The 20258-nt window shown below is 46.3% G+C and carries 17 protein-coding genes; 11 read left to right on the top strand and 6 right to left on the bottom strand.

Annotation, left to right across the window (positions count from 1 at the left end):
* A partial coding sequence (locus RM811_RS09585) for an Lrp/AsnC ligand binding domain-containing protein (RefSeq protein ID WP_402523377.1) occupies positions 1 to 225 on the top strand: 225 nt, incomplete at its 5' end.
* Positions 226 to 616: 391 nt separating this feature from the next.
* On the opposite strand, the gene RM811_RS09580 is transcribed toward RM811_RS09585, so the two are convergent.
* Positions 617 to 1378: an outer membrane protein OmpK gene (locus RM811_RS09580; protein ID WP_402523375.1), complete on the bottom strand. Its 762-nt coding sequence runs from the start codon at positions 1376 to 1378 to the stop codon at positions 617 to 619.
* A gap of 261 nt (positions 1379 to 1639) precedes the next feature.
* On the opposite strand from RM811_RS09580, the gene RM811_RS09575 reads away from it, so the two are divergent.
* The 7 genes from RM811_RS09575 (at position 1640) to RM811_RS09545 (ending at position 9747) form a co-directional block, all read left to right on the top strand.
* Positions 1640 to 2488, top strand: a complete 849-nt coding sequence (locus RM811_RS09575) for a hypothetical protein (RefSeq protein WP_402523373.1) — start codon at positions 1640 to 1642, stop codon at positions 2486 to 2488.
* A 140-nt stretch (positions 2489 to 2628) separates the two neighbouring features.
* Entirely contained in the window at positions 2629 to 2868 is a 240-nt protein-coding gene (locus tag RM811_RS09570) for a hypothetical protein (RefSeq protein ID WP_402523371.1), read from the top strand.
* Positions 2844 to 3404 (top strand): hypothetical protein, encoded by a 561-nt coding sequence (locus RM811_RS09565; RefSeq protein ID WP_402523368.1) that lies wholly within the window; start codon positions 2844 to 2846, stop codon positions 3402 to 3404. The genes RM811_RS09570 and RM811_RS09565 overlap by 25 nt, the downstream gene beginning before the upstream one ends.
* A 307-nt stretch (positions 3405 to 3711) precedes the next feature.
* On the top strand, positions 3712 to 5496 hold the full coding sequence (locus RM811_RS09560) for a U-box domain-containing protein (protein ID WP_402523366.1): 1785 nt from the start codon (positions 3712 to 3714) through the stop codon (positions 5494 to 5496).
* Between the two features lie 517 nt (positions 5497 to 6013).
* Positions 6014 to 6889, top strand: coding sequence for a hypothetical protein (locus RM811_RS09555; protein WP_402523364.1), 876 nt, complete (start codon positions 6014 to 6016; stop codon positions 6887 to 6889).
* A 396-nt stretch (positions 6890 to 7285) separates the two neighbouring features.
* Entirely contained in the window at positions 7286 to 8746 is a 1461-nt protein-coding gene (locus RM811_RS09550) for a YcjX family protein (RefSeq protein ID WP_402523362.1), read from the top strand.
* On the top strand, positions 8743 to 9747 hold the full coding sequence (locus RM811_RS09545; protein WP_402523360.1) for a TIGR01620 family protein: 1005 nt from the start codon (positions 8743 to 8745) through the stop codon (positions 9745 to 9747). Before RM811_RS09550 ends, RM811_RS09545 begins: the two co-directional genes overlap by 4 nt.
* A gap of 133 nt (positions 9748 to 9880) precedes the next feature.
* On the opposite strand, the gene RM811_RS09540 is transcribed toward RM811_RS09545, so the two are convergent.
* Positions 9881 to 10225: a hypothetical protein gene (locus RM811_RS09540; RefSeq protein WP_402523359.1), complete on the bottom strand. Its 345-nt coding sequence runs from the start codon at positions 10223 to 10225 to the stop codon at positions 9881 to 9883.
* Positions 10226 to 10450: 225 nt separating this feature from the next.
* Between RM811_RS09540 and alr the strand changes: the two genes are divergently transcribed.
* The gene (alr, locus tag RM811_RS09535) at positions 10451 to 11572 is read left to right on the top strand and encodes an alanine racemase (RefSeq protein WP_402523356.1); all 1122 of its coding nucleotides are present in this window, start codon (positions 10451 to 10453) and stop codon (positions 11570 to 11572) included.
* A 664-nt stretch (positions 11573 to 12236) separates the two neighbouring features.
* Positions 12237 to 15008: a macro domain-containing protein gene (locus RM811_RS09530; RefSeq protein ID WP_402523353.1), complete on the top strand. Its 2772-nt coding sequence runs from the start codon at positions 12237 to 12239 to the stop codon at positions 15006 to 15008.
* A gap of 488 nt (positions 15009 to 15496) precedes the next feature.
* Here the strand turns inward: RM811_RS09530 and RM811_RS09525 are convergent, their stop codons facing one another.
* The 3 genes from RM811_RS09525 to potA form a co-directional block, all read right to left on the bottom strand.
* Positions 15497 to 16294: an ABC transporter permease subunit gene (locus tag RM811_RS09525; protein WP_402523379.1), complete on the bottom strand. Its 798-nt coding sequence runs from the start codon at positions 16292 to 16294 to the stop codon at positions 15497 to 15499.
* Positions 16295 to 16368: 74 nt separating this feature from the next.
* Positions 16369 to 17316, bottom strand: a complete 948-nt coding sequence (locus RM811_RS09520) for an ABC transporter permease subunit (protein WP_402523350.1) — start codon at positions 17314 to 17316, stop codon at positions 16369 to 16371.
* A 156-nt stretch (positions 17317 to 17472) separates the two neighbouring features.
* On the bottom strand, positions 17473 to 18633 hold the full coding sequence (potA, locus tag RM811_RS09515) for a polyamine ABC transporter ATP-binding protein (RefSeq protein ID WP_402523347.1): 1161 nt from the start codon (positions 18631 to 18633) through the stop codon (positions 17473 to 17475).
* Positions 18634 to 19084: 451 nt separating this feature from the next.
* Between potA and RM811_RS09510 the strand changes: the two genes are divergently transcribed.
* A complete protein-coding gene (locus RM811_RS09510) occupies positions 19085 to 19573 on the top strand; it encodes a winged helix-turn-helix transcriptional regulator (protein WP_402523345.1) in 489 nt (162 codons plus the stop codon).
* A 50-nt stretch (positions 19574 to 19623) separates the two neighbouring features.
* Here RM811_RS09510 and RM811_RS09505 read toward each other — a convergent pair whose 3' ends face one another.
* Positions 19624 to 20007: a PilZ domain-containing protein gene (locus RM811_RS09505; protein ID WP_402523342.1), complete on the bottom strand. Its 384-nt coding sequence runs from the start codon at positions 20005 to 20007 to the stop codon at positions 19624 to 19626.
* Between the last annotated feature and the right edge of the window lie 251 nt (positions 20008 to 20258).

The following is a 20258-nucleotide window of genomic DNA, read 5'->3' as shown; positions in this document are numbered from 1 at the left end:
GAGTGGCTGGAATCCTTTGGGGATGTGGTGAGTGGCTACCCGGAAATAGCTGAGTGCTACCGGATGAGTGGTGAGTATGACTACTTGCTTCGGGTTGTGGTGAAGGATATAGAATCCTTTGACCGGTTTTATAAGGCGCTGGTTAATGCTGTGGATGGACTGACAGATGTTACCTCCATCTTTGCCATGGAACAGATGAAGTACACGACAGCGTTGCCACTATAAAGGTGTGTTCCGGAATAACTTCCTTATTTCAACAAACGTTGCCTGTATCCCGTAGTTAGAAAAAGACGGGTTTCTTGTGCTTTTGCGGACTACTGCATGGTTTCAATGGGTTTGACAGGTAGGTTGGGTCGAACGGAGTGAGCCCCAACAATTTTACCGGTGATGGCGATAGTTTGTTGGGGCTCGCATTCGCTCGACCCAACCTGCGTCACCTGTCAATTGCAATGAAACCATGTACTACGACCTTAACAAACCCCAGTTAAAACCCCCAGCCGTCATCCCCGCGCAGGCGGGGATCCACTGCTCGCGATGGATTCCCGCCTGCGCGGGAAAGACGGCAGTTCCGTGGGAACGAGGATACATTGGCCTCATGGAGAGGCCGATAAAACTATTAGAGATTGTACTTCAGGGTGTAAACCATACCATCCTGATAGGTAGACTCACCCAGTTTGTCGTCAGCATAGCGATACTGGATACCCAGTGTGATTTTTTTATTGGCGTTCCACCACAGGGCGACTGCGCCATTTTGGCCGTCTTTCTTGCCTTCCTGGTATTGAGTGTCACGATCAAATTCATATTCGTGCCAGTTAGTGAACATGAAGTTTTGCTCCAACAAGTTGAAGTTGTAACCTAATACCCAGCCCGCAACCAAACCGTTATAACCACTGAAGAATGTTGTTTCGGTGTTGTTAGCCGCAACAAAAGGCTTCCAGAAGAAGTTGGCATTCTGGTAGTTAAAGCCAACACCCAGAAGACGATTCTGCTCATCAAAACCTGCGGAACTAAAGTCATAGATATGACCGTAGATATTAAAGCCAGTCTGGCCCAGATTGTAGCGCAGGGTGCCTTTCATGGCTGTACGACGACCATCGCCATCGGACTCTTCATTACTCTTGTGTGGGTTTTCCAGATCAAAGAATCCGTAAACCTCACCCCAGTCAAAACCGGCACCGCCTTCAATTTCAAGGAAAGTGAAATCTTTCTTACGGTTTTTAGTGTGATCTTCGGTTTTGTCAGTCCAGTCCAGACGACTGATGCTGACATTACCAAAACCATATTGATAATCAGCACTGGCAGAAGCAGAAAAACCAGCAGTCAGAACAGCCGCAGCAAGGGTAGATTTACGCAGGAAGCCCATAAAATATCTCAGCATATAAAGTTGGCATGAAAAATGTTGACCGACTGTACCTATAATATGCATGGTGAACAATACGTACTAAAAACAGCCAGTTGACATTCTTTTCCCTCTATGGGACCACTGTCTCTTTATTCATGCTTGCCCGAAAGTGGGCTGGAAAGTACAGTTCGCAAGTCGTTCTTATTATGAAAATACCAGCTGAGACATATGACGCTCATGGCCTGGGTGAAAACCCTTTGTATGAGAGCTGTCTTCTGGCTATTTGGGGGAGTATTTGTGAGCAAGTTCTTTTATGGTAAAGGCTGTGTGTCGCCGTTTCTGATGACTGCTTTTGCTTGCTTGCTGATGATTCCCTTACCGACTCTTGCTATTACCTGTTATGAGCCATCGCCTTCCGTGGCGGCAGGGGAAAGTATTTTTGATTATAAAAAAGCAGAGACCCTCTCTGCGTCCGAACAAAGAACGCTCCAGTCTTTTCTGAAGAAGGTTGACCGCCGATGGCAGGGTTCTGCAAATCGGGTGACCTGTGTCGGCAGTGAGCAGAATGCCCGCCAGATGAAAAGAGAAACCAATATCTCAATGGAAGCAGAAGGTGACTACCGAAGAGATATGACGTTTCGTTCCGAGATTTATAATCCTGAAAGAAAGACTCGCTATTCAGAAAAATTCAGTCTTTATCAGGTCGATGGTTTTCTGCGAATGGATAGCCGCGGCCCAGATGGCGATATAGAAATTATGCGCATAGGGGCTAATGAACTGATTTTCCTGCAGCGCTATTTTGTCAGAAAGCCGAAACCAGACAAACCAGAAGAAGATAAGCCAGTTAAACCAGTACCACCCATAGCCATTTTGCCTGCAATACCGATTATCAATCCTCTGCCTTCCATTCAGTCCGTGGATGAAGTAACCACTCAGCCTGTTGATCGTTATTTGCGCGGAGAAGGTCGCAAACGAATTACCCGACTTACGAAAGATAAACAGGAAGAGAACGTCGAGTACAGCCCCGGTGGTGTTTTGAATGAGGTGGTGCGTCATTTGGCCATTAAAGGGCGCACCCTGCAAATAGACATCACGGTCTATACCAATGGTTATCTTGCATCTTCAGAAAAGTGGCACCTTAGATGATGCCTTAATGGTTCGGGAGCTTTATTCAGTCTCCAAGTCTCCAAGTCTCCAAGTTTTTATCGTAAATACTTCTGGAAGCTCACTGAGCTTTTATTTTGGATCCAAGGGATGGAAAAGGATAAGCAAATAGAGTAAATAATATGACGGTTTCTTCAGGCTTTATCCCAAAGCTCAGCTACGCTGCGGTGGTTGTTGTCCGGCAGCAAAGATCAGAACACTCAGGAGAACGTCGAGACAGACCTTCAGGTCATAGTTCCGGGTTAATGAAAAAAGCCGAAATATTAACGCCTGTTACACCCTTTGTTACTCCATTGAGAGGATACGATCATCGTGTAAACGATCAGAAGGCTCACCTTTGGCAGCCAGAGATACGGCTCTAGCGTTACAGTGCGACACTGACACTCCAGCCGTGAAAGCCCCTCCTCTTCGACCTTCATTTTCTTCTCATTTGCCAAGTGCTGAAAATCAACATCAACCTCCCGGGACGACTGGAAATGATAGAGCGGCTTGCAGGAAACCCTATGTCCCGGGATCTCAAACAGCACAACGCACAAAATCTCAGCCAAAATGGAAGGAAAAATTCAGCCACATGGCAGATGCTGTCCGTTACGTCCACTGGTTAGAAAATCAAGGTGATTACATTCGGGCCAATTTATACAAATCAAGTATAAATCCCATCGCTTTTCAGAAAAATTGGCGTTCAAAATGTGCAATAAAGCATGCCGTTGAATTAAATGAACAAGGTAATACAACCGAAGCGCTTAAATATCTGGATTATATCATTGAAAGGGATAGCTCCAATATAGGTCAAAACTGCTTTCCGCTTGGCTTCTATTTTGACGCTGTTCGTAAAAAATCTGTTATTTTAAAAAGGAATTGTCGTTTTGAAGATAGTATAAGCTGCTTGAGCAATTAATTAATGATATTAAGACTCATAGATGTAAATTTCCTTCCAGAGTTGTTCCTCCTGATTTCAGTAAAAGCATTACTCTTTTGTGGGAGACATACAGCCAGTGTTTAAGACAGGGTGATGCGGACAAAATCTTTGGTGAAGTTTTGGAAGCAAACCGGGAAAGCCCTGAACATGAACAGAGACTAAGAGCCAAAAGATACTCTTTAAGAATTCCTTCTGATCCTGAAAATACAGTAAATTTGATATGAACTTCTTGATCTGAAAAATGTCAATAGTAGCAAAGGGTCACCTACTTACCAGGAACAATCAAATGAATGGAATTCCAATTAAAATTCCAATTAATTATGGCCCCGCTTGCCGGGGGAATAGAACTCCCGGCCATTCACAATGCATGAAAATACGTATTTGCCAAACGTGCAATCAGTATTTGCCCTCCGGGCATCAATCAATCAATGACTCGGCTGTTATAAAAAGAAAAATTCAGATACAAACAGATAATCTGGAAGATTCACACATGGTCGAAAAATTTATCCAGTCCCTTAAAGAAATAAATGAAGATTATCTCAATCGGTTTGAATCAAGCTTGAACGAGCTTAAAAAGATGATCGAAGATGATAGTAATGTGTTGAGAGATAAAGATGGAGTCATGCTTTTTGTTGAAAGAAGCGATGTAACCGATGTAGTAAGTAAGAATATTTCCAATGTTAAGTTTTTAATAAAAGAAATGTTTAGAAAATGGGTTGTCTTGAGCCAGTCGTCTTGGACTCATCATGAAGACATCAAAAGGATGCTTGATTTCTATGGAGAACGCTATAACGGAGGAGCCAGCAAGGGTACTATTGGCATGTCTATTTCTAAATATATGAAGAATGGGGCTGACTTAGCACAAGCCTTGAAACAATTTATAGACTGGGATGAATCTAGAGAATGGGATTGTCTGGAAAGAATGGGTAAAGATATGATTTTTGATCTTACTCTTTATTTCAGTAATGAAAGAGTTTCCAACAAAAAATTTCGGTTGAGTGGGATGCCTTTACAAAGTAACTTTACATTCGATGAAAACCACAAGAATAAGAATGAAAAGTTGATGGGGTATTTCAAAAAAGAAAGTGTAGATTTGATTTGGTCTATATGCTCGGTAATGAATTTTGGCGATAAAACTTTTAGTATACAAGAGAGATTTTTAAACTATTTTACTCAAGCGATTAAAGATACAAGAAGTATTGATTTTCATAATGACAACAGCTTTATTGCTTTTTTGTGCAGGTTTGAAATTTCACCAGAAAAGCTGAGCAATCTAATTAAAGGTATGCGAGGAATAAATGAATATAAAGTGCATCTGGAAGTTCTAAAAAATAAAGGGGTTATAAGTAATATGACATCGGTAAAAAAAACTGTTTTCTCCTTGAAATCATTTATGACAACTGAAGCAATAACATCTGGAGAATTAAAGGATCGTAGTAAAAGAAGTATAACTTGCCTGTACGACTACTTTCGCACTAAAATTCCAGTCAAGGATTTTTTAAGCATTCTGTTCTGCAAATCCGTACATGCACAGAAGGAAATAGAACAATATATGAATGATGCAGAAGAAATACTGAGCAAGCTTCAAAGTGATGATCTTTTTGGAATAAAACTAAATGAACTAAAGGAAATGACAGATAAAATTAAACTGAAGCAAGAACTGCATGACACAAAAGTTAGCACTATGAATTCTGAATTGGCCGCTCTGGCCGAGAAAAAGAAAGCGCAACTGGCTGAGGTTCTTATGTTTAAATTGCCCAAAGAATTTATGGAGTTCAGTTTATATGTTATGGCATTAATTACTGACCCAATCAGTTTCAATCTTATAAAAAAAGCTGTTTGTACAAAATATGGGCATACATTTGATGAAGAAACTATCAAGAAAGTATTATTAACAACGTCTAATAAATGCCCTTTCACAAATCAGAAACTCACTAAAGATGACCTTATCCCGAATCGTGCTGTACAAAGTCTAATTGACAAGATGAGCGATGATCAGTTGAAGGAGATTGAGTCAGCAATCAACGAGGTCGCCAGTGAATTAAAATCTGTCCCTGCATATTCTGGCTAATCGTAAACACGTTTTCTGGCAAATCGTGAACATGAATTACGGCCAGGGGTGTAATTGAAAGCGTGCCGTAACTTGATTATCCGATTTTTTGAGCCGGTAAATAATCCTCCCATTCGTCGTTTGCTCGCATCACCCGTAGCTCCAGCATGTCGGCTGTATTCACAGGTAGCCACCATGCCTGTTGAAACAACCAAATCGTGGCATAAAACCACAGGATTGACCTAAAATCTGCTGTGCCAGCAGTTGAGAAAATGTGCGTTGGTCTTGGACAAGGCATTACAACAGACCTACCGTGCAGGTGGCTGATTCTCTCGGTGAAAGGAATTGTCGAGAGATCGTTGTTTTTGCAACTATTTGTCAGGACATGACTGTAAATTATGTCAAACCCTGTTGTATGTTATTGTAGGGGAAACGACTCAAGCCCTTCTCTAGCAATGGTTTTAGCTAGATTTTCTTATATGTCACGATATGGTTGTGCCGACAATGCCCCAGGCACTTTAAGGCGTTATTGTACTGTTTGAGCTTTCTATTTCTCCAGAACCCATGGGCAGGTTGGCGGCTTCTAGAGTGTGAAAAACTTAGAGATTTAATTAAAGGTGGTAAAGAAGAAAACTTTTCCTATGTGATGAGTTTTTATTATGAAGCCTATTCATATTGGAATGATGGCCAGGGAGGCAACGTATTAGCCACAATAAAAGCACATCTTCCTGTAATGAAGCGTTTTTTGAACAATCAAACAAAGCCGTGTGATAAAAATACTGTTTTTTCCAAGGTATTAAAGGATTACTGCTGTTGGCTAACAAAAAACATGGAATATGAAGCAGCCAAAGAGGTTCTTGATGTGTTAGAGGGCATCAGCAAGGAGGAATCTGATGCCTCCAGCGAACCACTTATTAATTACAAATGTGCAAAAGTCGATTTCGATTTTATCCAATGCAACTACCGTTCAGCCCGCAAATCTGCAGAATCTGCCTTGACGCGCTTCCCGAACGAGCATTATTTTAAATTTATGCTGTTTAGGCTTAATGCTGCAGAAGCCTTCTCAAAAAGTGAGAAACTCACCTTGGGACAGTTTGCTGAATTGGAGGAGTATCATGGGCACAACAGGTACAGTTACGAGCTAGCTCTGCACTATCTTCAGGTGCGTTTGACCCATTTGACTTTTGACCTCGTTGATAATCGTGGTTTTACTCCCAATTTGAAGGCTGAGAGAGACTCTCTTGTGGTAGCCAGCGAAAAACTCTGTGAGATGTTCAGTAAGCATCACGGTGCCTGGTCTTTAAGGGGGCATATTGCTTCTTTTGAGACTTCCCGCGACTGCATTAAAATACATGCATACCATGAAAAGGCAAGGGGATTACACAAGCGTTCAATTAAAAAGGGGGTGTGTTGATAGAGAAAGCGAGATGTTTAAAAGCAAGAAAGAGCAGGCTCTGCAGATCATTGGTTTTCCTTTTTTTCGATCTGGATGTAAATTTAAACAATCCTTGACGTTATTTCCCGCACTAAATGTCCTGAGCATGGAGGGAGTATAAGTCAGCCATAAAATATTTTTGAATTGTTGATACCCGAAAAACGGGCGTCTTTATACATGATTGCGATTCAGCGACCATTTGCGGAAATGAACTTTCCACAGAGTAACCTGACGAAGGTATAGGCATAGCCACCGGCAATTACAAAACCTCCAAACAGGCCAGAAATGTTGTAAAATCAGCCTGACTTCAGTCGCTAAAGGATTTTTAGAGTCACGGCTTAAGCCCGGCGCTTCTTTAATCCGGTCACTGGCTTTATGGGCTACCTGATGGATCATCTTACCCGATACTTGAAACGATCGTTTAACATTACCAGGGACCAAGTCCAGGGTTTTGCCAGGTCAGCAGGCGATTCACTAGAGAGTGGCGTTGACCGGCTTCTGAATAGACGAATTAGCCTTGGGGTTACCGGCTTCAGCGGCAGTGGTAAGACCACGCTGATTACCAGTCTGATTCATCAGTTGCAACACTATCCTGAGGCGCTTCTGGGCGCATTTCCGCCAGTGCTTCAGGATCGGTTGCTGGGGGTAAAGTTGTCGGCACTGGATGGTCTGCCACTGTTTCCTTATCTGGAAGGGATTGATTCGTTATCAAGAGGACGGTGGCCAGAAGCGACCCGTCACGAGTCCGGCTGTTTGCTGGAAATCAAATTTCGTAATCAGCCTGGCTTGTTACGCCGGGGGAAAGCAGGCGTTAGTCGTCTTTTTCTGGAAATCCGCGATTATCCCGGGGAATGGCTGCTGGATCTTCCCCTGCTGGAGTTGAACTACCTGGCCTGGTGTCGTCAATTTTACTCGATTATCAACAATGATCTGCGTTTATCCACAGGGCGGAAATTGCTTGAAAAGCTGAAAGCTATTGATCCAGTGAAGCCCGTTTCAGAGCTTGCCTTACAGGCATTGTGGCAGGAGCTGGTGGTTTTTCTTCAGGATTGTCAGCGCTCTGGTCTGACCATGATTCAACCGGGACGATGGCTTCATGCAGAACCTTCCGGGGCTGAGAGCCAGCTGCCTTTTATCCCGCTCTGGTTGATGGGCAATCTTTCCGCAGAGCAGCTGAACAGCGCACCGGAAAATTCGTTGTTTAAAGTGTGTGAGCGACATTATCAGCGCTATCAGGATGAGCGGGTCAAACCCTTTTATCGAAATACCTTTCAGAAGGTTGATCGACAGCTGGTGCTGATTGATGTGCTTAAGTCCCTTAATAGTGGCCAGGAAGCATTTGATGATCTTCGCCTCTCTTTAGCCCAGGTTCTGCAAAGTTTTGATTATGGACGAAACAGTCTGCTGAGAAGGTTGATTCAGCCAAGGATTGACCGGGTGGTTTTTGCCGCCAGTAAAATTGATCAGGTGTTGCCAGACCAGCATGAAGCGGTGAGGGGGCTGACGGCGAATCTGGTTCAGGATGCAAGGCGCCGGGCGGTATTTAACGCCGTTGATGTTCGCTGTGAAGCGGTTGCGGCGGTTCGTTCTACGACCTGGGTCGATTACCAGGGAAGGCAGGCGTTGCGGGGGATGACAGAGTCCGGGCCGGGAATGCTTCTGCACCCGGCAATTCCGGAGCAGCTTCCAACGCCTGAGGACTGGGAGACCCTGGACCCGTGGCAATTGCGTCGGCTGATGCCGCCAGAAGGGTTGCAGCTGGCTGCTGGTGGTCGCTTACCCCACATTCGTCTTGATAGTATCCTCAATGATCTGCTGGGAGACCGATTTTCATGAGCAAGCATCATGACCCTTATTTTATTCCCCTGGAAACAGAGAAGACTCTGGATACACCGGATTCGATCAGTGGTGGTTTTCAGGAGCCGCTGCTGACAGGGCCGGAGCTGGCCACCAAACCCCTTCGTTTTCTGGGCAAAGCTTTTTCCGGGCTTTTGATTCTGGTACTGGTGCTGGTGCTTTGGAAAACTGCTGAGCTGGGTCTTTTTCTCTATCAGCTGCACTGGTCGTTAGCCTGGTTGTTTTCTGCGCTTTTGCTGGTGTTGACCGTTATTGTCGGCAAGGCAGTGGCTGAATTCTTTCTGTATCAGCGTGACTTTAGCAGTATTGCTGACCTGCAGGAGCAGGCAACTCAGTGTCGGGATCAGAGAGCCACTACGCTGAAAACTCAGTGGCTCAGCCAGCTTAACAAGCTCTACCATGGAAAGCCTCAGCAAGTAATGCTGGAGCAGGCGCTGGCGGTGATGCCGGATTACAGTGATGACCGTGAAATGCTGTCCCATCTGGATGCGCATTTCTTTCAGAAGCTTGATCAGCAGGCACATACCCGTATTTCACAACACAGTCAGCAAGTGGCTTTAATGGTGGCTCTCAGCCCTTTTGCGGCCGTAGATATGCTGCTGGCAGCCTGGCGCAGCGTTCGGATGCTGGATGAGATCTGCCAGATCTATGGGGTCCGGCCTTCTCTGCCTGCGCGCAGCCATTTATTAAGACTGATTCTGGAGCAGATGACACTGGCCGGTGCTACCGAGTTGCTGTCAGATCAGCTGGCAGACTTCACCTCTAACCGATTGCTGGGTGTGGTCAGCAGCCAGGTGGCCAGTGGTGTGGGTGTCGGTATTTATTCTGCCCGCATTGGGCTCAGGGGTATGGCATTGTGTCGTCCAATCCCGTTTGCAGATGACCAGAAGCCGGGTATTGGCCGTCTGGCTAAAAACATTCTGTCTTCCCTGGAAGACCGGTTTCAGAGAACCAGAGATTCCAGAACTGCTGCTGAGTAAAGTTAATCTCAAATGTGTGGTTTCTTTGGCTGGCGACTGCCCTGTTGAGCGAGTGGCAGTCATCGTTTAATGGGTATCCGGGTTTGTTGTGTTTGTGCTTCGTTCGAACGCCTCCCGGGGTCTGGATGTTCTCCTATACGTCCTCTTCGAGCCTCTCCATGACGCGCCGTTGCTCCAGAAGAAACTCCCTGATCCCTGCCCTGGTCTCCTCCCCGATAATCCCCTCCCTGCCCCCCCGGGCTAGAGCGATTTGCCTGGCATTGATCACTCGCGCTGCTGCCAAGTGAAGATCAACGTTGATGACCCCACCCGTTCGTTGTGTCGGGCAGGTTTGGTTTTGCCGGGCAGGGGGGCGGTGCTGATCAATAATATTAGTCAGATCTCTGCCAAAGGCTCTGCGGAAAATATGACCCCCGCCACCTGCTTGTTCAGATTGGTTGTTTTGAGGATTGGGAGCTGGTGGAGGAGTGCTGTCCATTATCTGATTAACCTTTTCTTATTGCTTAATATTGGACTGGAAGTTGATCAATTTAGTTCCCCAATGGCTATATTCTGAAGTTGTTTTTATGGCTCGGAGGAGCAGCATTTCCACTCAAGGCTGTTTATTCAATATAATGATTTCGATAAACACATAAAGAGCGGATAGTTATTAACTGTTAGGATGTCGTTTTTAACTGGCATTATCCGGGGAATCTCGAAAGGCATGGGTCGACCAGCAAAAGCAAAGATAAACCTTGATGCGCTGCGTCATAACTATCGTATTGCCCGGCAACTGTCTGGCAATGGACAGGTGATGGCTGTGGTTAAGGCTGATGCCTATAGCCATGGTGCAACGGCCTGCGCCTCCGCGCTTGCCTATATTGCCAGTGGTTTTGCCGTTGCCTGTATTGAGGAAGCCCTGGAGCTCCGTGCTGCCGGAATCAAACAGCCAATCCTTCTGCTGGAAGGTTTCTTTGAACCTTCAGAGCTTGCCATGATCGACCGGTATCGTCTGGATACGGTTATCCACCACCAACATCAGATTGATGCATTAGTTGCCCACCCCCTGAGCCATCCGGTACGGATATGGCTGAAAATGGATTCCGGTATGGGCCGGGTTGGCTTTTCTCCAGATGCCTATAGGGCAGCCTGGGAGCAACTCAGTGGTTTGTCCTGTGTTAAGGACATTGTTCTGATGAGTCATTTTGCCTGTGCGGATGAAGCTGAAAGCAACCATGCACAGCAGCAACTGGTGACTTTTAATGCTTACACCCGGGATTTGCCCGGTGAACGCAGCTTTTGTAATTCTGCCGGACTGGTTGCTTTGAAAGAAGCCCGGGGGGACTGGAGTCGCCCGGGATTATTGCTTTATGGCGTATCCCCATTTACTGAGGCTCCTCATGGTATTGAATCGAAGATTCAGCCAGTGATGGAGCTGAGTTCAGCGATTATCAGCATCAAAGATATTCCCGTTGGAAGCTCCGTCGGTTATGGCAGTCAATGGATGGCCGGGAGGCCAACCCGACTGGGTGTTGTTGCCATCGGTTATGCGGATGGTTATCCCCGTCATGCGGTCAGTGGTACGCCGGTCAGTATCAATGGCTGTCGAGTGCCACTGGTGGGCAGGGTCTCAATGGATATGCTGACGGTGGACCTTACCGATGTACCCAATGTGCAAATAGGTGACCGTGCGATTCTGTGGGGGCCGGATCTGGCCATTTCTGAAGTGGCACAGAAAGCGGACACTATTCCTTATCAGCTGCTATGTAATTTGAATCGTGTTCCTGTTCAGTATGAGGGCGCTTATATGCCTGATTTGGTTAATTCGGATGGGGCGGGTGCCTGATTTGAGTTTTTAATGAAACCCCTTAATTAAGCTCGAATTCAGAATTATCTACTGAGGTTACGCACCCTGCTCGCCGCGCTATGTAGGTTGGGTCAAGCGGAGCGCGCCCCAACATTTGTCGCCATTGACCGCCTGATTTTTTCATGGACGTACGGTTTCCATTACAGAGGCAGGATAACTTTATGCCATCGCCCGTTCCTTACTCATCACTGTTTTGTTCTGGACAATATTTTTAACAGTCTCAGGTATGCCCTGGCTGATGGAGATGTTGGGGCGCGCATTCGCTTGACCCAACCTACGGGCAGTGGGTAAATATGACAACGTTAAGCTGAGAGTGCGTAACATGAGTTATCTATAGATTGATTTTTTAATAAATTAACTATTATCAGTTAGGAGTTATCTTTGAAGCCTTCTTTTGTTTTTATTTCGGCCAGATTTTGTTAGTTAAACCTAACAGAGTTGTTAGTCATTAATGACTACTTCTGTTTTATGATCTTTCTTGCATGGTTTATTTATTAGGTGGTTGTTCTAAGGATTGGTAATAACTACCTGTTTTGTAAAGGGGGAACTATATCGCCAGTTATTTGTCAAAAAACTGGGATGGCTTCTTTTTTAGTTAGAATTCAGAATTTTACCTAAATAAAATTAATTCAGGGAATCTAAAATGGATAATGTTACGAACTCTGCCATTAAAAAATTTGCCGATCATGTAAGTAGATTGGGTTCTGTCAATTTCAATTCTTGTGGTATCAATACAAATAATACATTTGTTTTCGGACGTACCGTTTCTGAAAACGAGCATGACCGATTGTTATTAGCTCTAAATAATCATCCTTCTCTTTCTGGGTTGGTAAGGACAGTGAAGCAAGTTGTTAAATATAAGGATGTCACACCCTTTTATACAGGAGCTGGTTATACAGGAGCTGGAGCATCTGGTTATTCTGGTGTAGGTTACAACTCCCTTTATCCGCAATTACCTCAGTCTGGCACCTCCCCTTATTCGACACCACAAACACCGGCTGGTTATGCTGGCACTTCTGTGTATCCACCACGAGGTCCGGCACAGGCATCCGGTGCTACAGGAGGTTATTCAAGTACACCGTATACAGGTAGTCCAGCTGCTTATACTCCATATTCCGGGCATTTATCAGGCCATGTAGCTGCACCTCGAACTACTGGAGCATCTTCAACGACTGCAAAACCTTTAGTAGAAAAAACGCACGGAGCGGTGGCGCTGCTGTTGGATAAAGATGGAATGCCGGGGTATGCAAAGCGTAATAATCAGCAGCCATATGCTTTGGTGACTTCTGTTGATCCGGGTATGACGCTGGGGAGCGGGATCGCAAAGGCCGTAGCAGAAATAGCGGGTGACCAATATGTTAGAGTATCCAGGGATAAGGCTAATGCTCCATCATTTCCCGGAGCGTGCTTTACCTATAAATGCTCTGCAGCAGATAAGAAACTTTCTGCTTCAGATTTAAGCAATTGTAAAAATATTCACAATGTTTATGTTCCCCTGACCAGCGAGCCGAATTATCAGGAAACCCTTAAAAATACCTTTATTAACATCTTTACAGAAGCGAATAAAAATGGAAATCATTCATTGATCTGCTGCTTTCTTGGCTGCGGTAATGCCGGAGGGACGGGGCATGATCTTGCAACGGCAGTGTATGCTGCTCGTTTTGAGTTTCTCAAAACATCGAAAGTAGGTTTGCCGAATCTAACCCTGGTCGGTATGCAGACAGGCGTGGATCAAATAGTCCATGATGATTTTTTAAAAAAATGGACTGATTTAGAGAATGCAGCAGCAAGGAATATCGAGAAAGACATTTCTCAACCAGGACAGAGACTCAAGAAAGCCCATTCTAAAGAAATTGCGGTTAGCAATGAGACCGACATGCTTGCCAGTCGTCGTTTAGATTCTCAAGCATTTGCTACTTCGGCTGCTACCGGCGGTATGAAAGACTGTACTCATAAAAAAACGCTGATACAGGGCATGCTTAATGTGGTCATGCATCCGGATAGCGGAATGTTCGGTGTCGCAAAGGCGCTTTCGAAAACCGGGGAAAAGTTCGATCTGGTTAATGCTGCGAACGATCAAATGGATCATTCTGGCGGTATAGCCGGGGAGTTTTCGAAGAGGTTTAGCGGTTTTAAACAAGTAACGGGTAATGCTCTACAGGACGCGTCTCGAAAAGGTAATCCGATTAGTCCCGGAGGGTGTCTGACAACAAATATCAAAAAATCCAGATTGCAGTCTCCGGCTGATTTAGCTGGCTGTGAAAATATACATAATGTGGTTGCACCGATTTTTCCGGGAAAAAGAAGTAATAGGGTTCCATCAAAAACTGAGCAGGAAACATACGATACAACTTTCAGGGAAGCTTTTGTTTCCCTGTTGTGTCATGCCCAAATAAATGGTGGACATAAAGTTGTTTCCTGCTTTATCGGCTGCGCCATTTTTGGCGGTAATGGCACTGCTATGGCCAAGGCACTTCATGCTGCTTATCATTCCCTGCGAATTAAGTCACTTTCAAAGATTCCGCAATTAGTTATTGCAGGTTGGGATGGTGGGTCAGGCGGCGATAAAAAAGTTTATGATGACTTTATTAAAGAGTTTGAAGAGCTGCACAAAAATCAACCGGTAAATCTGTCATCTGGAACATCGAAGCCGTCTGCACTCTATTCATCCGGCGTTTTAGGGACCGGTTATACAGCAGGAATCGGTACGACTCCAAAACGACTATCTGCGTCTTCTGAATATAAAGCATCTGCAGTTGGCATTCATCAAGTCTCTGACCCGGATAAAAGCACCACTGCAGCTTTTAACAAGGGCGGAAAAGGTATTGACTGTGGTATTTGTGGTGAATCAAGTCCGGAAAAAAGCTCTCAACTGGTTAAAGGCGTTCAGGTTTGCTCTGGCTGTGCAGCAGAATATCAGGATAAGGGGGTTGATCTGGCTAAGGTTGCAAAGCTTGATGAAGAGTATGCGGCGATTAAATACCACGATTTGCAGATAAGAACCGAAAGCCGGGATTTGCCCGGGTATCCGGGAGCAGGTCGTATCGTTGTGCATATTGCGGCAACTACACCCCGTAGCTTAAGTGATGGACAGCAGCTGATTATTACCACTAAAGCTCATGATCACTATTTGCCAAATAACGACATTGGGAAAGAGCTTCTTCGCCTTCTGAAGGTTCTTCATAAAGAGAAGTTAATTTACAAAATTGATAAATCACTTACGCTGGGCCAGCTGGGTATTACATTCAATTTTCATCTGAAAACGGCTGATTCAGGTGGTGAAGGAGCTCATGGTTATCCTGACCAGGGTTATGCCAGTAGGGCATTGAATGAAATAATTGGTTTGGCAGCTACACACAATCTCGAAGATAAGCTCGATACAAAAAAGCTGATCAGATTAATTCAGGGCGGGTAAAGAGCCAGGATGTTTTTGGTTTTCCTGAATCGAGAGATAAGTGAAATCGGATCAACAGATCCGGTTTTTTTTAGCTACGTAGGTTGGGTCAGGCGGAGCGCGCCCCAACATTGGTCGCAATTGACCGTCTGATTTTTTCAGAACTCGTTCCCACGCTCTGCGTGGGAATGCATACCGACCCCGTCGAAAATGAAACAACCCGCATGAAACTCTCGGAAATCCAGACAAAGAGAGGGTTCCCCACATACGGCCAGATCCGTATGCATTCTCACGCAGAGCATGGGAACGAGGCTTCCGGAGGGTTTTGCGACAGCCTCTTGCGCGGGGATGACGACAATGTGTCGGTTTGGGTTCTAACGCTTTCCTGCACTGGTATATGGTTTCAATGGGTTTGACCGGTAGGTTGGGTCGAACGGAGTGAGCCCCAACAATTTTACCGATGATGCGGATAGTTTGTTGGGGCTCGCATTCGCTCGACCCAACCTACGTCACCCGAATCTCTCCAGACTGGCTCTCCGCTCTCTTTCAGACCGGCGCATAAACCACCAGCCAAGCAGGGCTGCCAGAGAGACCACCAGAATCATCAGTGTCGCCATGGCATTGATTTTTGGTGAGATCCCCAGCCGAACCGAAGAGAACACAACCATGGGCAGAGTCGTTGAACCCGGGCCGGAGACAAAGCTGGCAATCACCAGGTCATCCAGCGACAGGGTAAACGCCAGCAGCCATCCAGCCGCCAGAGATGGGGCAATGGTGGGAATGGTGATCAGGAAGAAAGTACTGAATGGCGTAGCACCCAGGTCCATGGCGGCCTCTTCAATGGAGCGGTCAACCTCTCTCAACCGCGCGCCAATCACAACCGCTACATAAGCCGTTGAGAAGGTGACGTGGGCAATCCAGATCGTCAGCATACCGCGTTCCATGGGCCAGCCAACCAGATCGGCCATGGTAACAAACAGCAGCAACAGCGACAGACCGGTGATGACATCCGGCATGACCAGAGGTGCAGTCAGCATGCTGTTAAAGGCGGTTCTGCCCCGGAATTTGCCAAAGCGATCCAGGGCAAGGGCGGATAAGGTACCTAGAATCACCGCCATAGAGGCGTTATAGAAAGCAATTCTCAAACTTGTCCAGACCGCTCTCATCAGTTGATCATCCTGAAACAGTTCCACATACCATTTGGTGGAAAAGCCTGCCCAGACAGTCACCAGCCGGGAAGCGTTAAAGGAGTAGAAGACAAGGATGAACATGGGCAGATAGAGAAATATCAGCCCAATTACCAACATGACCGCAGAGAAGCCCGGTTTTTTTATACGTCCAAAAGACGACGTACGTTCGGTTGTTCTTTCTGTTAAGAGCGTCATGACCGGCTAGCCTCCATCTGCTTCACCTGTTGACGATTAAAGAAGGCAATGGGCAGGCAGAGCATCAACAGCATGATCATGGCCAGAGAGCCTGCGAGCGGCCAGTCACGGTTGTTGAAGAACTCCTGCCAGAGCACCTTACCAATCATCAGGCTCTGAGGCCCACCCAACAGCTCGGGAATAACGTATTCACCCACCGCCGGGATAAAGACCAGCATACAGCCGGCGATAATTCCGCTTTTAGACAATGGCAGGGTGACTCGGTAAAAGGTTTTCCAGGGGCGACACCCCAGGTCATTGGCTGCTTCCAGCAGTGAGTTATCCAGCTGGGTCAGGTTGGCGTAGATGGGCAGCACCATAAATGGCAGATAGGCGTAAACGATACCGATATACACGGCAATGTTTGTATTTAGAATTTGCAGGGGCTGATCAATAATCCCGCACCCTATCAGCAGGTTGTTCAATAGCCCATTATTTTTCAGTATTCCCATCCAGGCATAAATACGGATCAGGAAAGAAGTCCATGATGGCAGGAGTACCAGCATGAGCAGGAAACTTTGTTTTCTTCCGGGCGCGCGCGCCATGGCATAGGCCATTGGGTAGCCCAGCAGCAGACAGAAGAAGGTAGAAATCAGCGCCAGCCTGATGGAGATCAGGTAAGCCTGCAGGTACATGTCATCTTCTGCGAGGAACAGATAATTGCCCAGGTTCAGATTGAGCGTCAGGATCTCATCGAAATACTCAACGATGGCCGAATAGGGTGGAATGGCAATTTCTGCCGATGCAAAGCTGATCTTGAGCACGATCAGGAACGGGACAAGAAAGAACAGCAGCAACCAGAGGTAGGGGACGCCAAGAACGAGGCGGCGCCCCCATTGCGCCCTTAAGGCGTTTACCCTCTCTGGCCCCAATTGGTCGAGACCTTTTGCTAACAAGTTGAACATGGTTGGGTTCCACAAATATCAGTGTTACGCGGCTGAAATCAAGCTGAAATTAGCTGAAAAAAAGCGCTTGGCCGGTGTGTTTACGGAATAGAAAGTCTTCAGCTGAGCAGCGCCTGCTTTTTCAGGTTGCCCTTTATGCCAATCTATTGAATAAGGTTAGCTATTCAGGACGACACCACTGTCATCATCCCAGCTGATAAACACTTTATCGCCCCAGGTGGGGTTGTCGGCGGTCCGGATAACGTTAGCCATATTGGACTGCACCATCATGCCTGACGGGAGTCGTATATAATAAACCGAATGGCCACCGAGATAGGCGATGTCATGAACCTCTCCGTGACTCCAGTTGTAGTTACCTTCTGGCTGTTCGCGGGTCACCATGGTTTTTTCCGGGCGTACCGCAATCCAGACCTTGCGATCTTCCAGTGGCGCGGTAATACCGTGGCCAATGTAGATGGGCTGGTGGATCTGCGGTGATTGAATAATGACGTAACCCGCTTCTTCTTCAATGATCTCCCCTTCGAACATATTGACGGAGCCAATGAATTCAGCGGTCATACGACTGTTGGGGTTTTCATAGATGTCGATGGGGCTGCCCACCTGGATAATCCAGCCGGCGTCCATGATGCCAATCCGCTCAGCCATGGTCATGGCTTCTTCCTGATCATGGGTTACCATAATGCAGGTTACGCCTACCTCTTCGATGATATCCACCACCTCAAGCTGCATACGACTGCGGAGTTTTTTATCCAGTGCGCCCATGGGCTCGTCAAGGAGCAGCAGTTTAGGGCGTTTTGCCAGACTTCTCGCCAGGGCAACACGCTGGCGCTGGCCACCAGAGAGTTGATGTGGTTTACGATGGGCATACTTTTCCATATGCACCAGCTTAAGCATCACCTGAACGCGTTCGACGATAAGATCCTTCGCCAAGCGATCCTGCTTTAACCCGAAAGCAACGTTTTGCTCCACGGTCATGTGAGGAAAGAGCGCGTAGGACTGAAACATCATGTTGATGGGGCGCAGATACGGAGGCAGGTGCGTAATGTTCTGGCCATCCAGATAAATGTTGCCTTCAGACGGTGTTTCAAAGCCTGCCAGCATTCTCAGCAGGGTAGACTTTCCAGACCCCGAGCCACCCAGCAGTGCAAAAATCTCACCCTTTCTGATGTTCAGACTGACATTATCAACCGCGATGATGTCATCAAACTTTTTCGTGACCTGATCAATTCTGACCAGAATCTCATTGCCAGCGTGCCCCTTTGGCTGAGGTGTCGACGGCGTTGGGGAATGTGTCGGGGAGACAGATGCTGTAGTCATCTAAAATTTTCTCCAGCCCGGAATACTCGGAATATAAAAGGTCAGGGTAGAACCCGGTGATTGTGCTTTATCAGGCTCAGAGGACATAAGTTTATCGTCAGAAACACGGGATCGCTTGTGGCGATAAAGCGCCTGCGGCCAATAAGTCAAGTGAGCCTTTAAACCCTCAGGGAAGTGAAAAGCCCGCGCATTGTCCACAAATTTGAATGCATTGAAAATGGTTTTGCGACAAACCCTGATAGAAGGTATTAGTAATGCTCACTTGCAGATTCATCATTCGTATCCTAACCTCCCTCAGCCGGAGGTGATTTGCCCATTGACCATTAGAAGAACGGTTGTCTTATCAGGGCTGTCTTAAAAAAGATGAATACAAGCCTCACTAATCCCTTATGCCATCGTGTTCCTCTTTTATTAGAGTTTGAACGAGTATTGTCAGAAAACGACTGAAATCATGAGAAGCCGAAAAGAAGTTGTCCGCCAGTTGGATCGAATAGATCGAAATATCCTCCGTACCTTACAGGATCAGGGGCGTATATCGTATGTAGAATTGGCAGATAAGGTTGGGTTGAGTACCACGCCCTGTATGGAGAGAGTCAAACGTCTGGAAAGGGAGGGTATTATTCAGGGCTATTCTGCGCGCTTGAACCCGAAGTATCTTCAGGCGGGGCTTCTCGTTTTTGTTGAAATCAGCCTGTATACCAAGTCGGCTGATATATTCGATGACTTTCGTAAGGCGGTGATCAAGCTGCCTAACGTGTTGGAGTGTCATTTGGTCTCAGGCCATTTTGATTATCTGGTCAAGGCCCGGATTTCAGAGATGGCCTCTTATCGGGAGCTTTTAGGGGATATTCTCTTGAAGTTGCCGGGTGTTCGGGAGTCGAAGAGTTATATTGTGATGGAAGAACTTAAGGAAACTCTCAGTCTCCCTATTGCAGATTAATGGTTGTTTATGATTGTTTACTAACTGCGGGTGTCTCAGGAAAGGCTTTATTAAGCTTCCTGAGGCTCACCTGCTACGCGATAGTCCCGAATATAGTAATTCAGAGCGACTTCATCCTGATCTTCAATGGTCCGTAAAACAAAGCCAGCAGCAAAATCGGCTCGATCACTGATGGTTTGGCACCAGACGCATTCTGCTGTCAGTGATACCCGGTAGGTGCTCTCTTGTGAACCAGACTGTGGACCCGGGAGTACCAGGGTTACATTTCTGGTTTCTGAAGGACGTACTCCCTGCTCTGTCAGAATACTGAAGCCTCCCTTTGAGACATCTTCAAGAATGCCAATGGACAGACCTGTGTCGTTATCGAGAACTTCAGTGGTTTTTTTTAGTGATTTCCTGGGAAATCGACGCTTTTCCTGTGTAGTTTGCGACATTTTAGCCTCCGTGCGTTGGCGGGAAGGAAAAACTACGTTATCACCTTTTGTTTTGAAAATGCAGCTTTTCCATAATTTACAGAAAACGCCAGCTATCAGAAAGTACAGTGCTGAGTACACTTCGTTCCCACGCTCTGAGGCTGTCGCAAAAGGTAGATTAAGCCTTGAACCACAAAGGCACAAAGGTTTTTTGGAGTTGCCAGCGCTACGCGCTGCAAACAAAAGAAAAAGTCTTCCTTTGTGTCTTTGTG

The sequence above is a fragment of the Endozoicomonas sp. genome (genome assembly GCF_031844845.1).
Taxonomy (GTDB): domain Bacteria; phylum Pseudomonadota; class Gammaproteobacteria; order Pseudomonadales; family Endozoicomonadaceae; genus Endozoicomonas.
This window is presented reverse-complemented; position numbering and strand designations above follow the sequence as displayed.

What these genes read in the sequence shown, in the direction of transcription:
- RM811_RS09505 (WP_402523342.1), bottom strand. Translation starts at nt 20,007, where the DNA reads ATGTCGCAAACTACACAGGAAAAGCGTCGATTTCCCAGGAAATCACTA.
- RM811_RS09540 (WP_402523359.1), bottom strand. Translation starts at nt 10,225, where the DNA reads ATGGACAGCACTCCTCCACCAGCTCCCAATCCTCAAAACAACCAATCT.
- alr (WP_402523356.1), top strand. Translation starts at nt 10,451, where the DNA reads ATGGGTCGACCAGCAAAAGCAAAGATAAACCTTGATGCGCTGCGTCAT.
- RM811_RS09545 (WP_402523360.1), top strand. Translation starts at nt 8,743, where the DNA reads ATGAGCAAGCATCATGACCCTTATTTTATTCCCCTGGAAACAGAGAAG.
- RM811_RS09580 (WP_402523375.1), bottom strand. Translation starts at nt 1,378, where the DNA reads ATGCTGAGATATTTTATGGGCTTCCTGCGTAAATCTACCCTTGCTGCG.
- potA (WP_402523347.1), bottom strand. Translation starts at nt 18,633, where the DNA reads ATGACTACAGCATCTGTCTCCCCGACACATTCCCCAACGCCGTCGACA.
- RM811_RS09550 (WP_402523362.1), top strand. Translation starts at nt 7,286, where the DNA reads ATGGGCTACCTGATGGATCATCTTACCCGATACTTGAAACGATCGTTT.
- RM811_RS09530 (WP_402523353.1), top strand. Translation starts at nt 12,237, where the DNA reads ATGGATAATGTTACGAACTCTGCCATTAAAAAATTTGCCGATCATGTA.
- RM811_RS09560 (WP_402523366.1), top strand. Translation starts at nt 3,712, where the DNA reads ATGAATGGAATTCCAATTAAAATTCCAATTAATTATGGCCCCGCTTGC.
- RM811_RS09570 (WP_402523371.1), top strand. Translation starts at nt 2,629, where the DNA reads ATGACGGTTTCTTCAGGCTTTATCCCAAAGCTCAGCTACGCTGCGGTG.
- RM811_RS09510 (WP_402523345.1), top strand. Translation starts at nt 19,085, where the DNA reads ATGAGAAGCCGAAAAGAAGTTGTCCGCCAGTTGGATCGAATAGATCGA.
- RM811_RS09525 (WP_402523379.1), bottom strand. Translation starts at nt 16,294, where the DNA reads ATGTTGGTAATTGGGCTGATATTTCTCTATCTGCCCATGTTCATCCTT.
- RM811_RS09520 (WP_402523350.1), bottom strand. Translation starts at nt 17,316, where the DNA reads ATGTTCAACTTGTTAGCAAAAGGTCTCGACCAATTGGGGCCAGAGAGG.